Here is a 13,851-nt window from a genome sequence, read left to right on the forward strand (position 1 = left end):
TGCCGGTCCCGCACACCCGACGGCTCGACGATGGGAGCGCCTTGACGGCCGCGCAGCAGTACCAGGCCAGTGACCGACCCTCCATGTTCTCCTCTCTCCGCGTCCGCAACTACCGGCTGTTCGCCGCCGGACAGGCGGTCTCCAACTCCGGCACGTGGATGCAGCGCCTCGCCCAGGACTGGCTCGTCCTGAAGCTGACCGGCAGCACGATGGCGCTCGGCATCACCACCGGACTGCAGTTCCTGCCCATGCTGCTGTTCGGCCTGTGGGGCGGCGCGATCGCCGACCGCTACCCGAAGCGCCGGCTGCTCATCGCCACCCAGACCGTGATGGGCCTGCTCGCCGCCGTCCTCGCGGTGCTCGACCTGGCCGGCGTCGTCCAGGTGTGGCACGTGTGGCTGCTCGCCGTCGGCCTCGGCCTGGCCACGGCCGTCGACAACCCCACCCGGCAGTCCTTCGTCGTCGAGATGGTCGGCCGCCGCGACCTGCCCAACGCGGTCAGCCTCAACTCCGCCAACTTCCAGCTCGGCCGGATCGCCGGACCCGCCCTCGCGGGCGTGCTCATCGCCGCGATCGGCACCGGCTGGGTGTTCGCCGTCAACGCGCTGTCGTTCGTCGCGGTGATCCTCGGCCTGCTGGCCATGCGCGAGCGCGAACTGCGCCCCGTCGAGCCGGTCAAGCGCGAGCCCGGCCAGCTGCGCGAGGCGCTGCGCTACGTGCGGGCCAGGCCCGACCTGCTGGCGACGTTCGCGCTGATCGGCTTCATCGGCACCTTCGGCTTCAACTTCGCGGTCACCATCGGCGGCTTCGCGAACCAGGTCTTCCACGCCGGGCCGGGCGCCTTCGGCCTGCTCAACACGGTCTTCGCCGTCGGCTCGCTCGGCGGCGCGCTGTGGGCGGCGCGGCGCGGGCGGTCCCGGATGCGCATGCTGATCGGCGCGGCCCTCACCTTCGGCCTGCTGAGCGTGCTCGCGTCCGTCATGCCGGCGTACTGGGCCTTCGCGCTGATGCTGATCCCGATCGGCGTCGCCGGCATCACCTTCAACACCGCCGCGAACTCCTCGGTGCAGCTGAGCGTGGACGCCGCGCTGCGCGGCCGCGTCATGGGCCTGTACATGCTCGTGTTCATGGGCGGCACGCCGTTCGGCGGGCCGCTGGTCGGCTGGATCGCGCAGGCCTACGGGCCGCGTGCGGCGCTGTTCTTCGGCGGCGCGGTCTCCGCTGCGGCGGCGGTGGTCGTCGGGCTGCTGCTGGCCCGCCACAAGCGGATGCGCGTGCGTTTCGCGGTCCGTCCGCACCCCGCGGTACGGCTGGTGGACGCGTCGGCCGGCAAGTCCCCCGCGCGGCAGCCCGATCCGGTTCCGGCCTGATTGCGGCACGGTGCGGTCAACATCTAACACATCGTCAATATCGTTGTAGCGCAAGGCAAATCTTTGTCTGCTGCTAGTCCGTCCGGGTGACCGAAGTCATCGACACCGTTCGCGACATCCTGGAACGATTCGCACATGGACTACGCAAGATTCCAACGGCTCTTCCATCAAGAGGGGCTGCGCCTGGCGGAATCGGCGGCCGCGGGACTGGACACCCCCGTCCCCTCGTGCCCCGGATGGACGGTCGCCGACCTGGTGGGCCACACCGGTTCGGTCTACCTCACAGCGGCCGAATGGCTGCGGGTCGGCCACCGCCCCGACACGGCGCCGCCCGCGCCGAAATCCGACGTACTGGCGTGGTACGGCGACGCGCTCGCGAAACTGCGTGCCGAACTCGCCCGCCACGACCCGGTCGCGGAGGACGACGAGGGCGACGGCGACGGCGCGGTCGGGTTCTGGTACCGCAGGCTCGCGCACGAGGCGGCCATGCACCGCACCGACGTCGAGCTCGCCACCGGCACCCCCCGCCCGATCGACCCCGAGCTCGCCGTCGACGGCATCGACGAGGCCCTGCGGGTGCTGCTCCCGCTGCGCTACGACGCGGCCGGACGGGACGCGGCGGTCGGACGCACCGTCGGGGTGCGCTGCCACAACCACCACTGGCGGCTCACCCTGCGCCGCGACGTGGTGGAGGTCTCACGCTCGCCGGGCTTCACCGACGCCGCGGTGACCGGCGAACCGGGCGATCTCCTGCTCTACCTGTGGGGCCGCCGGCCGGGGACGGTGGTCTCCCGCACCGGGGACCTGACCGTGCTCGCGGCGTTCCGCCGCAGGCTCGCGTTGTCGATGATCTGATCCACCGTGGGAGGGGGGACCGGTCGGCCAGGGCCGGGACCCACGGCGCAGCACTCCGAAGTACCGAGTACGTGTGGCCGAGCACGGCCCGCGGGCGGGTTAGGTTGGTCGGGTGAACCCGCGTACCCGCACCCGCATCGTCTCCGCCACACTCATCCTCCTGCTGATCGCCGTCGCGATCGGCGCCGCGATCCAGCGCTGACCCCCCTGACCGCGTTCCGCCATCCGTTTCGTACGCCCGATGCAACCGTTCAGGCCCGCTCGTCAGTAGATGGAGTGGGACACAGCGGATCGGGAGGTACACACGCGTGGTCGCGGGTACGACGGCGCTCGCAACGGGACCGGCCTCAACGGCCACCCGTGGGGCTGTGGGATCATCGGCTCTTTGGCCGACCGAGCAGCCGACCCACGACGTCCCCGACACGCACGACGCCGCGGCCCCCAGCGCCGACCCCGTCCTGTCGCCGTCCGAGGGTCTGCCCGACCCCGAGGGGCGACTGATGACCGAGGAGGAGTTCGACGCGTTCTACCATGCGTCGTTCTCCCGACTGGTCCACCAGCTCTACGCCCTGACCGGCGACTACTCCGAGGCCCAGGACGTCGTCCAGGAGGCCTTCGTCCGCGCGTGGGACCGCCGCTCCCAGTTCTTCGCCGCCGACGCCCCCGAGGCGTGGATCCGCACCGTCGCGTGGCGGCTCGCCGTCAGCCGCTGGCGGCGCGCCCGGCGCGGCTGGGACCTGCTGCGCCGCAACCACGTCGAACAGCCGGTCGAGGGCCCCGACCCGGACCACGCCGCGCTGGTCATCGCGCTGCGCAAGCTGCCCGAGGCGCAGCGGCAGGCGATCGTCCTGCACCACCTGTGCGACATGACCGTCGACCAGATCGCCGCCGAGGCGGACGTGCCGAGCGGCACGGTCAAGGCGCGCCTGTCGCGCGGCCGCGCCGCGCTGGCGAAGCTGCTCGGCGAGCGCGAGGGAGAAGCGGAGGGACGCCGTGCCCGCTTCTGACGACTTCGGCCGCGAGTTCCGCCGCGCGTTCGGCGACGACTACGCCGACCTCGGCCACGACGCCGGCTCCCGGCAGGACCCCGAGCTGGCCCGCGCGCTGCGCGACCTCGACCTGCCCGGGCCCGCGGTGCCGCGCTGGTCGGCGCGTGAGGTACGGGCCAGAGGCACCCGGCGCCGGACCCGCCGACACCTGATGTGGAGCGGTGCCGGGCTCGTCGCCGCGGCGCTGGTGGGCGCCGTGGTGGTCGGCCCGCTGACCCCCGACCGGGGCCCTTCGCAGGCGGCCGTGCCCGACTCGGCACAGGCCGCCGCACCGTGGACCGGTCCCGCCACGCCGTCCGGTGACCCGGCGGACGCCACCTCGGCACCGCTGCCGGGCGGCGCCCCCGCCGAGGACCAGCCGACCGCGCAGATCGACCTGCAGCGGAAGGTCGCGAACCTCTACGACGACACCGGGCACCTCTCCGGCGAGCCGCTGCGCATCTACGAGAACACGATGGCCGGCAAGGTCGTGCAGCAGGCCACGCACCTCCAGGTGACGAACCGGTCCGAGGCGCAGCTGTTCACGTCCGAGGCCAACGGCATGGGCGACGCGTACAACATCCGGGTGCCGTGGGTCGTCGAGCTGAAGACCGACGGCGGCGCGGTCCTGTACTTCGCGGCGCCGACCGAGTGCCAGAACCAGGACACCTGCGACGACCCGCTGCCGCAGCACGCGCTGATCGGCACCTACTCGGAGGACGGCGCGCGCGCCTTCTACGAGGAGGTCGAGATCGGCGACACCGTCGAGCTCATCGGCGGCGGCGTCGACGACACGGGCGGCGTGACGCCGCCGGAGGCGAAGCCGAGCACCCCGCCGCCGGACCCGAAGTACGACGGCGGGAGCGGCGCGCCGACGGAGGCGCCGTCGCCGGCCGGTACGCCGATCGATCCGGGCGGGCCGGACGTGGCCCGCGACGGGGCCGCAGCGGCGGCGCGCACCACCGAGGCCTCCACCCGTCCGGGTTGATCCGTGTGGCGGGCGAATCGGCCGACCGGACCCGGCGGTCCAGCGGCGACCGGCGCGGTCCTGGCACTGTGTCGGGTATGAGCTTTCCGTTGCGCGCCCCGTCCCGGGCGGCGTCCCAGGCGGCCCGCGCGGCGTCGCGGAGCCTGGCCGGCGCGGCCGCGGCACTGCTCGTCCTGCTCGTGCTGCCGGTCTCCCTGGTCGTGGGCGGGGCCGCGCCGGCGGGCGCGGCCGGCGAACAGAGCCAGCTGCTCGCGTTCAAGGACGACCGCATCACCGAGTCGAGCGGACTGATCGCGAGCGTGCGGCACCCGGGCGTGTTCTGGACCCACAACGACAGCGGCGACCTGCCGCGGCTGTTCGCGGTCGGCGCGGACGGCGCGACCAAGGCGGTCATCACGCTCGAGGGTGTCGAACCCCGCGACTGGGAGGCCGTCTCCGTCGGCAAGGACGAGGCCGGCAACCCCGCGCTGTTCATCGGCGACATCGGCGACAACTTCAAGGGCAAGTGGCCCGAGGTGTGGATCTACCGCATCCCGGAGCCTGCCGAGCTGAAGGACGCGACCGTCAAGCCGGTCAAGTACCGCGTGCAGTACGCCGACGGGCCGCGCGACGCCGAGGCGCTGCTCGTCGACCCGCGCAGCAACAAGGTCTACATCGCCAGCAAGGAGAACAAGGGCGGGCTGTACGAGCAGCCCGCCGCGCTGTCGCCCACCGGCGTCAACGTCTTCACGCGCGTCGCGGACGCGCCGCCCACGGTCACCGACGGCGCCTTCGCGCCCGACGGCACCCGGTTCATCCTGCGCGGCTACGGCGGCGCGACCATGTACACCGCGCCCGGCAAACCGGTCGAGAACGGCGCCGACCACAGCGGCGACGTGCCCGGCGCGTTCCAGATGGCCTTCCCGCAGGGCGAGTCCGTGTGCTTCACCGCGGACGGCCAGGCGGTGCTGTTCGGCAGCGAAGGCGTGCACAGCACGGTCCGCAGGGTCGCGCTCGACGGGCTGTTCCTGCCGGCGATGGCGGCGGCCCCCGGGCAGCCGTCGGGGCAACCGTCAGGCTCGGGTGCGCCCGCCGACCCGGCGCAGGCCGGCGGCGGCGACCAGGAGGGCCAGGCGGGACGCCCGGCGACCAAGGCCTACGGGCCCGGGTTCCTCGCCGTGGTCGTGCTGGTCGTGACCGTGTACGCGTTCATCAAGTTCCGCGGGCCGAAGTCGGGTTCGGACTGACCCGGCCGCTCAGCAGCAGCGCCGGGACCGCGACCGCGATGAAGACCGTGACCATCAGGAACGCGGTACGCATGTCCAGCTCGTCGGCCAGCAGGCCGAGCAGGAACGGAGCGCCGCCCGCCGCCAACGCCGTGGCCAGTGCCGACCGCGACGCCGCCAGGTCGCTGCGGCCCTGCGCGCACTCCATCGATCGCGCCATCGCCAGCGGGAACTGCACCGACATGCCGAGCCCCGCGACGAACAGGCCGCCGAACGACAGCCACGCGACCGTGCTCAGCCACAGCGCCGCGAAACCGGCCAGGTTCACCGCGAGCGCCACCGCGTACAGGCTCGTCAGCGGGTAGCGCAGCGCGAGCCGGCCGCCCACGATGCGGCCCACGCACAGGCCCGCGACGACGGCGGTCATCGCGGTCGCGGCGACCCCCTCCGACAGGCCGGTGCGGTCCTGGAGCAGGTCCGACGACCACAGCGACAACGAGAACTCGACCGCGACGAGGCAGACGATCATCAGCCACGCCCACCAGTAACGGCCGGGAAGCCGGCCGGCGGGGGCGGCGTCGGGCACGGCGGGCCGGTCGAGCGCGGCCCGCTCCAGCGCGGCGCGCTCCAACGCCGCGATGTCGTCGCGGTGGTGGCCGGGTATGCGGACCGTGCGGAACAGCACGTACAGCAGTGCGATCAGCACGGGCGCGGCCAGTATGCCGTACCGCCAGCCGAGCCCCGACGCCTGCGCGCCGCCGATCGCCAGCGGCGCGATCATGCCGACCGCCGCGCCGATGCCGTGCGCCTCGCTGAGCGCGCCGGGCCCGGCCGCAGGACCGTGGTGGTCCACCACTGCCGCGGCCACGATGTTCACGACGGCGAACCCGCCGAAGCCGCACAGCAGCGCGCCGAGCAGCGTGACGGCGAGCCACGGGCCCACGGCGTACAGCGATATGCCGGCGGCCAGGAACCCGAACGCGCCCCACAGCGCGGGGCCGCGGCCGAACCGGCGCACCGGGCGACTGCCCAGCAGGCCGACCGGCACGCCGCCGACCGCGTACGCGGTGCCGTGCAGCGCGGCGACCGCCTTGCTCACGTGCAGGTCGTCGCCGAGCAGCGGCACCGAAGGGCCGAAGCAGTAGAGGAAGTACGCGAAGACCGCCGACTGGAGGTACAGCAGCCACGTCGCCCGGTCGCGGACCAGGCGCGTGGTCTCCGCCGGTGCGGCGGTCGCGGATCTCGTCGCGGGAGTCGGAGGTACGGCCGTCTCGGCAGGATTCACCCGATGAGCGTACTTCCGGTACGCGACGCGGCCTTCCCCCGCCGGTGTCCGGCAGAGGAAGGCCGCGTGCTGTTTCGGTGGTTTTCGGCCGCCGGGCGGATCAGCCCAGGCGCTCGACGACGTAGTCGACGCAGGCCGTCAGCGCCTCGACGTCCGCCGGGTCGATCGCCGGGAACATCGCGACGCGCAGCTGGTTGCGGCCCAGCTTGCGGTACGGCTCGGTGTCCACGATGCCGTTGGCGCGCAGCACCTTGGCGATCGCGGCGGCGTCGATGTTCTCGGCGAAGTCGATCGTGCCGATGACCTGCGAGCGCTGCGCCGGGTCGGCGACGAACGGCGTCGCGTAGGCCGACTTCTCCGCCCAGTTGTACAGCCGGGACGACGAGTCGCCGGTGCGCGCGACCGCCCAGTCCAGGCCGCCGTTGCCGTTCAGCCAGTCGAGCTGCTCGGCGAGCAGGAACAGCGTGGCGAGCGCCGGCGTGTTGTAGGTCTGGTCCTTCGACGAGTTGTCGATCGCCGTCGGCAGGTCGAAGAACGGCGGGATGTAGCGGTCGGACGCGCCGATCCGCGCGGCCCGCTCGAGGGCGGCCGGCGAGAACGCGGCGAGCCACAGGCCGCCGTCCGCCGCGAAGCACTTCTGCGGGGCGAAGTAGTAGACGTCGAACTCGCGCGGGTCGACCGGCAGGCCGCCGGCGCCCGACGTCGCGTCGACCAGCACGAGCGAGCCCTCGTCCGCGCCCTCGGCGCGCTTGATCGGCATCGCGACGCCGGTCGAGGTCTCGTTGTGGGTCAGCGCGTACACGTCCACGCCGGCCTCGGCGACCGGGAGCGGGTGCGTGCCGGGCTCCGACTTGACGACACTGGGCTCGTCGAGCCAGGGCGCGGCCTTGACCGACCCGGCGAACTTCGACGAGAACTCGCCGAAGGACAGGTGCTGCGATTTGCGCTCCACCAGGCCGAACGCGGCGATGTCCCAGAACGCGGTCGAGCCGCCGTTGCCGAGCACCACCTCGTAGCCCTCGGGGAGGCTGAACAGGTCGCGTACACCTTCACGCACCCGGCGCACCACGCTCTTCACCGGCGCCTGCCGGTGCGAGGTGCCGAGCAGCGAGGTTCCGGTCGCCGCGAGCGCACTCAGCGCTTCAGGACGCACCTTGGACGGGCCCGCGCCGAACCGGCCGTCGACGGGCTTGAGCTCTTCGGGAATCTGGATCTCGGCCACGCGGCGAGCGTAGCCGGGGGCAGGTCATGAGAGCGTCAAAATCCACCAAGTGAGACGATCCGGACCAGCATCCGGTCAATCCGACGACACTGTGTGAGATGCCCCCGACGGCCGGTCAGCCTCGACCGGGGGCATGTCCCGCTGGAGCGGAGGGCCCGACCCGTGGCCCGGACTCGACGGACGGATTCCGACGGGTGGTGGGGCGGACAGGGCGCCGGTGGGGCGATCGGGCTGTGAGGGCCGCCGAGCTCCGGGGCGGTGGGGCGCCGGGGCGTCACGAGGATGTGGGGCGCGTGGCAGGCGACGTCGCGCCACGGGCGCGCTGCGCCCACGGACTGGCCGCACCCGCCGCGCCTGTCGTGCCTGTCGGGTCCGTCGTGACGACGTGCCCGTCGGCCTGGCCTCTCGCCCGCAGCGGATACGCGCTCGTGCACGACGTGTTGTCACGACCGCTGATTCGTGCGGGTGCGTCCTCCTGCGCGGCGATCCCGCTCTTCCGAGGCCTCGCGGGCGATTCGGTCGTGTGGTCCCTGCCCTCCCGGGCCTCCCGCTTGCCACACTGTTCCCGTGGGTGATCTTGGGTCTTCCGTGTCGCGTGACACGCATGAACAACGTGACGAGCTCGCGCGGGCGTTGCGGGCGCGGGTGCGCGGCGGGGTGCGGTTCGACGCGCAGGCGCGCGGGATGTACTCGATGGACGCGTCGAACTACCGGCACGTGCCGCCGGGGGTCGTGACTCCTCGTGACGTCGACGACCTCGTCGCGGCGGTCGCCGTGTGCCATGAATTCGGCGCGGCCATGACGCCGCGTGGTGGAGGCACGAGCATCGGCGGGCAGGCCACCGGCACCGGGGTCGTGCTCGACCTCGCCCGGCATCTGACCCGGATCGAGTCGGTCGATCCGGACGCGCGGGTCGCCGTCGTCGAGCCCGGGGTGGTGCTGGACGACCTGAGGGCGGCGGCCGCGCCGTACGGGCTGACGTTCGGGCCCGATCCGTCCACACACAGCCGCTGCACGATCGGCGGCATGATCGGCAACGACGCCTGCGGGTCGCACTCTGTCGCGTGGGGCCGCACGTCGGCGAACGTCGCGTGGCTCGACGTCCTGACGCCGGACGGCGTACGTCTGCGGGTGGGCTCCGGCGCCGAGGCGTTCGCGGGCGCGGGCCCGCACGGGGTGCGGGCCGAGATCGGGTCGGAGATCGGCACGGACCGGATCCGCCAGGACCTGCACGCGCTGGCCGACGACCACCTGGCGCTGATCCGCCGCGGCTATCCGGACCTGCCGCGCCGGGTGTCCGGCTACGCCCTGGACCGGCTGCTCCCCGAGCACGGCCGCGACCTGGCCCGGGCCCTCGTCGGCTCGGAGGGCACGTGTGCCGTGGTGCTGCGCGCAGGCGTGCGCCTGGTCGCGACGCCGCGGGCCCGTGTACTGGCGGTGCTGGGTTTCGCGGACGACGTCGCGTCGGCCGAAGCGGCGCCCGCCGTACTGCCGTTCGGGCCGCTCACGGTGGAGAGCCTGAGTGCCGAGCTGGCTTCGCTGGCGTCGTCGGCGCGTGGGGTGCGGTTGCCGGACGGCGGGGCGTGGCTGTTCGTCGAGGTGGGCGGCGACAGCGCGGACGAGGCCGCCGAGCGGGCGCATGCCATGGCGTCGGGGCTCGGTCTGGCACGTAGCGCCTACCTGGTGGTGCGGGAGCCGGCGGAGCAGCGGGCGTTGTGGCGGATCCGCGAGGAGGCGTCCGGCACGGCGACGCGGCTCTCGGACGGGTCGGAGGCGTGGCCCGGCTGGGAGGACACCGCCGTTCGGCCCGAGCTGCTGGGCGGCTATCTGCGCGAACTGAAGGCGCTGATGGGCCGGTTCGGGCTGCGCGGGCTGCCGTACGGGCACTTCGGCGAGGGCTGTGTGCACATCCGGTTCGACTTCGACCTGATGGGCGCGGAAGGCACCGCGCGTTTCCGGGAGTTCTCGGGTGAGCTGGCGGATCTGGTGGTCGCGCACGGGGGTTCGCTGTCGGGCGAGCACGGCGACGGTCAGGCCCGGGCGGAGTTCCTGCCGCGCATGTACGGGAGCGAACTCGTCGACCTGTTCGGCCGGTTCAAGCAGGTGTGGGACCCGCGTGGCCTGCTCAACCCCGGCATGCTGGTGCGGCCGCGCCCGGTGGACGCCGACCTGCGGTTCACGGGGCTGCCTCGTACGCCGGTGCCGGTCGCTTTCGGATACCCGCACGACGGCGGCGACTTCGCGGCGGCCGTGCGGCGTTGCGTCGGCGTCGGCAAGTGCCGGGAGAGCAGCGCGACCTCGGGCGGCGGAGTCATGTGCCCGTCGTTCCGGGCGACCGGCGAGGAGAAGGACTCGACGCGCGGCCGCGCGCGCCTGCTGCACGAAATGCTCATCGGCGACGTGGTGCGGGACGGGTGGGGGTCGGAGGAGGTCCGCGACGCGCTCGACCTGTGCCTGGGCTGCAAGGGGTGCCGCAGCGACTGCCCGGTGGGGGTCGATGTCGCCACGTACAAGGCGGAGTTCCTGCACCAGCACTACAAGGACCGCTCCCGGCCGCGGGGGCACTACGTGCTGGGCGGGCTGCCGTGGTGGGCACGGGCGATTGACGCCGTGCCGGGTGCGGCGGGCGTGCTGGGCACCGCCTCGCGGTGGGAGCGGGCGACCCGGGTCGGGCTGCGGGCGGCGGGGCTCGACGCCTCGCGGGAGCTGCCGCGCTTCGCCCCGCAGTCCTTCACCCGTTCGTGGCGGGCCCGTCGTCCGGTCGCCGAACGCCTCGCCGACGTGCGCCGGGGCGGAGACGGGAAGACCGTCGTGCTGCTGCCCGACACGTTCACGAACCACTTCACGCCGTCCGCCGCGTGGGCCGCGGTACGGGTGCTCGAAGACGCCGGTCTGCGCGTGCTCGTCCCGCCGAAACCGGTGTGCTGCGGCCTGACCTGGGTTTCCACCGGCCAGCTCGACACCGCGCGCCGGGTCATGCGCGGCACGATGGACGTCCTCCGGCCGGCCCTGGACGCGGGCCTGCCGGTCGTCGGCCTGGAACCCTCGTGCACGGCGGCCCTGCGCACGGACGTTCCGGAACTGCTCGGCGCCGAGGCGGCCGGACTCGCGGACGCCGTCAGCACGTTCGCCGAAACCCTCGAAGACCTCGCCCCCGACTGGTCCCCGCCCCGCATCGACCGCGAGGTCACCGGCCAGACCCACTGCCACCAGCACGCCGTCCTGGGCGACGACGCCGACCGCCGCCTCCGCGCGAAGGCCGGCCTGACCGGCCCCCTGGCGGGCGGCTGCTGCGGCCTGGCCGGCAACTTCGGCTACGAACCGGGCCACGGCGAGATCTCCCGGACCATCGCCGACGAACGCCTCCTCCCGGCGCTGGCCGCCGCCCCGGACGCCGAGGTCCTGGCGGACGGCTTCAGCTGCCGCACGCAGATCGACCAGCTCGCGGGCCGCCGGGCCCGGCACCTGGCCGAGCTCCTGGCGGAGGGGCTGGGCGGGGACGGCTAGAGCGGGGCAGGCCTACCCGGCGCCACCCGGGTCGGGGAACGTTCCGCTACCGCCGGGCACTTCGCCGGGAAGGAGACCGAACACCGCGACGCGGTACTCGCCTTCGGGACAGGACGCCGCCGGCGCGGCGCCGGGGCTCTCGGCCGACATGACCGCGAAACCCTCGGAGGTGGGTTCGAGGCGGGGGACGGATCGACCGCAGGCCCGTACCGCGAACGCGTACAGCTCCTCGCCGGGTTCCTTCGCCTTGAAGGCCCTGTCGAGGGCGGGCCACTGGCCCGTGGGCGCCGGGGTACCGGTCAGTCCGGTCATCCAGCGGGAGAAAGCCGCCTGGTCCGGGATCTGGGCCGGGGTGATGTGGCGGCCCGCGGCGACGGTGGCCTTCTCGTAGACGCGGAGGACGCCCAGGCCCGGTGAGGCGGGGCGGACGCCGTCGAACATCACCGGGGACTTCGGCAGGCGTTCGCTCGGCACCTCGAAGCGGACGAGCACCCGCGCCTGGACGACGCATTCCGGCGGGTTCGGCCCGTCGAAGGACAGGTCGAGGCCGAGCGTGGTGCCGTCGGCGCGGAGGGTCGCCGACTTCGCGGTACGGCAACCCGTGCCCGTGGCAACGGTAATGGTGACATTGCGGGCGAAGTCGACCGCCGGCGAAGGGGGTTTGGGGGTGCGCGTGAGGTCGCCCGCGTACACCTGGGCGAGCACCGCCGCGTCCTCGCGGGCGCTGCGGGCGACGGTGAACACCGCCTGAACGGGCGGGACTTGTGCCGTCTCAAGACTGATCGTGCGTACGTCGATCCGGGAGTCGGGCGCGACGGAGACCGGCGGCGGGCCGTCGCCGGCTCCGCTTCCGGAGGAGGCGCCGCAGCCCGTGGCGGCGGCGGCCAGCAGGGCCGCGGCGAACGCGGCGGCGGCGCGGAGGCGCGGGTGGGTCACGCGGCGGGATCGGCCTGGATCGGGGGCGGACATGGCGCTGTGACGCGGCCCGGCGCGATCCGGTTCCGGCAGGCGGCGGTGCGGAGGGCGCGACGTGCTCAGTCGTGCCCGACGAGCCCGCCCATGATGTTCCCGGTGCCCTCGCTGCCGTCCACCGTCGGGCCCGGCGTCTCGTCGACGCGGGCGGCGTGCTTGTTGTCGAACATCGTCGGCAGTCCCGGCAGACGGCTGCGCGGCACCTCGAAGCGGACGAACAGCGGTTTGCTGATGGCGCAGTTGATCAGGTTGCCGGGGCGTTCGCCGGGTATTCGCGCGAGCTGGATGTCGAGCGTGAGCTGGTCGTTGTCGGCGCGCAGGTGGACCTCGGAGGCCTGCCGGCAGCCGGTGTCCACGGACACCGCGATGATGACGTTCTTGGCGAAGTCGGTGGCGGGGCCGTTGTTCTGCGGGGCCTGGCTCTGGTGCCCGGCGTAGGCGCGGGATATCAGGAGCTGGTCCTCGTGCGGGGTGCCGATGACATAGAACGTCTCGTTCCCGGCGTTGGCGTGCTCCGTCGCCAGCGACAGCACCCGCTGGTCGATCCGCGGCCCGTTGGGGTGCTCGCTCATGTCGGACGACCAGCGCCCCACGACGCCGAGGCCCGCGATCAGCAGCGCGACGCTGACCACGGCCGCGAAACGCTCGGTCACGCTGTGTCGCCGGTACCCGCCGGGCACGCCGGACGGCCCGGCGGGGCGGGCGTCCTCGGCCCGGTCGGCCGGGGGCGGCGCGTCGGCCGACACGGTGTCGGCGGAGGCCGGGCCGGCGGGGCCGCCCGCGGCGGCGGGGTCGGGGCTGTCGATCGGTCCGATGGTCATAGGAGAGCGACGATAAGGGATCCGGGCCCCTGACGGGCGTCAGGGGCCCCGAGGCCCGTGACCGGATCCAGCGGCGACCCCCTCGGCCCGCCGCGGCCCCGGGTCCGGCCGTCCCCGGTCCGGGCCTCAGTCGTGCACGTGCCTGCGCGCCTGGAGCGCCAGCCGTAGGCCGAGCACCGTCTCCGGGTCGTCCAGGTCGGTGCCCAGCAGCTGCGCGATGCGGGCCAGCCGGTCGTACAGCGTCTGCCGGTTCAGGTGCAGGTCGCGGGCGGTCTCGGCCTTGCGGCCGGCGTGCGTCAGGTAGGCCTGCAGGGTCGGCAGCAGCGGCTGCCTGGCGGTCTTGTCGTGCTCGAGCAGCGGGCCCACCGCGCGCCGGACGAAGGCGGACAGGTCGGCCTGCTCCCGCATGCGCCACAGCAGCAGTTCGATGTCGAGGCGCCGCGCGTCGTACCAGGGCTGTTCGGTCAGGCCCCGGGCCGCCGACGCCGCCTCGGCCGCGTGCCGGAGCCCGGCCGCCGCGGCCGCCCACGGACCGGCCGCGGCGACCACGACGGCAGGCGGCTGCGGGCTCGGCCCGACGCCCGCGCGGGCGAGTCCG

The 13,851-nt window shown here is 73.7% G+C and carries 11 protein-coding genes; 6 read left to right on the forward strand and 5 right to left on the reverse strand.

Features of this window, described 5'->3' with window-relative positions; translation table 11 throughout:
- Nucleotides 1-83: 83 nt before the first annotated feature.
- The 5 genes from QI554_RS34465 (at nt 84) to QI554_RS34485 (ending at nt 5,467) form a co-directional block, all read left to right on the forward strand.
- On the forward strand, nt 84-1,370 hold the full coding sequence (locus QI554_RS34465; protein ID WP_281475871.1) for an MFS transporter: 1,287 nt from the start codon (nt 84-86) through the stop codon (nt 1,368-1,370).
- 135 nt (nt 1,371-1,505) lie between these two features.
- Nucleotides 1,506-2,225, forward strand: coding sequence for a maleylpyruvate isomerase family mycothiol-dependent enzyme (locus QI554_RS34470; protein WP_281475873.1), 720 nt, complete (start codon nt 1,506-1,508; stop codon nt 2,223-2,225).
- 500 nt (nt 2,226-2,725) lie between these two features.
- Nucleotides 2,726-3,232, forward strand: coding sequence for a SigE family RNA polymerase sigma factor (locus QI554_RS34475; RefSeq protein ID WP_281475896.1), 507 nt, complete (start codon nt 2,726-2,728; stop codon nt 3,230-3,232).
- A complete protein-coding gene (locus tag QI554_RS34480) occupies nt 3,219-4,241 on the forward strand; it encodes a hypothetical protein (RefSeq protein ID WP_281475874.1) in 1,023 nt (340 codons plus the stop codon). The genes QI554_RS34475 and QI554_RS34480 overlap by 14 nt, the downstream gene beginning before the upstream one ends.
- Nucleotides 4,242-4,318: 77 nt before the next feature.
- Nucleotides 4,319-5,467 (forward strand): hypothetical protein, encoded by a 1,149-nt coding sequence (locus tag QI554_RS34485; RefSeq protein WP_281475875.1) that lies wholly within the window; start codon nt 4,319-4,321, stop codon nt 5,465-5,467.
- Here QI554_RS34485 and QI554_RS34490 read toward each other — a convergent pair.
- Both QI554_RS34490 and serC read right to left on the reverse strand, forming a co-directional pair.
- Nucleotides 5,433-6,731: an MFS transporter gene (locus QI554_RS34490; RefSeq protein WP_281475877.1), complete on the reverse strand. Its 1,299-nt coding sequence runs from the start codon at nt 6,729-6,731 to the stop codon at nt 5,433-5,435. The genes QI554_RS34485 and QI554_RS34490 overlap by 35 nt on opposite strands.
- 100 nt (nt 6,732-6,831) lie before the next feature.
- Nucleotides 6,832-7,953 carry a phosphoserine transaminase gene (gene serC, locus QI554_RS34495; protein WP_281475879.1) on the reverse strand — a complete coding sequence of 374 codons (1,122 nt, stop codon included), beginning with the start codon at nt 7,951-7,953 and terminating at the stop codon, nt 6,832-6,834.
- A 684-nt stretch (nt 7,954-8,637) separates the two neighbouring features.
- On the opposite strand from serC, the gene QI554_RS34500 reads away from it, so the two are divergent.
- The gene (locus tag QI554_RS34500; RefSeq protein WP_281475897.1) at nt 8,638-11,460 is read left to right on the forward strand and encodes an FAD-binding and (Fe-S)-binding domain-containing protein; all 2,823 of its coding nucleotides are present in this window, start codon (nt 8,638-8,640) and stop codon (nt 11,458-11,460) included.
- 12 nt (nt 11,461-11,472) lie between these two features.
- On the opposite strand, the gene QI554_RS34505 is transcribed toward QI554_RS34500, so the two are convergent.
- From QI554_RS34505 to QI554_RS34515, 3 genes are all read right to left on the reverse strand, one after another.
- Nucleotides 11,473-12,396: a hypothetical protein gene (locus QI554_RS34505; RefSeq protein ID WP_281475881.1), complete on the reverse strand. Its 924-nt coding sequence runs from the start codon at nt 12,394-12,396 to the stop codon at nt 11,473-11,475.
- 98 nt (nt 12,397-12,494) lie between these two features.
- Nucleotides 12,495-13,253, reverse strand: coding sequence for a hypothetical protein (locus tag QI554_RS34510; RefSeq protein ID WP_281475883.1), 759 nt, complete (start codon nt 13,251-13,253; stop codon nt 12,495-12,497).
- Between the two features lie 126 nt (nt 13,254-13,379).
- Nucleotides 13,380-13,851, reverse strand: a 472-nt coding sequence (locus tag QI554_RS34515; RefSeq protein ID WP_281475884.1) for a PucR family transcriptional regulator, incomplete at its 5' end; no start/stop codon positions are given.

This window comes from Yinghuangia seranimata (assembly GCF_029953285.1).
Taxonomy (GTDB): domain Bacteria; phylum Actinomycetota; class Actinomycetes; order Streptomycetales; family Streptomycetaceae; genus Yinghuangia; species Yinghuangia seranimata.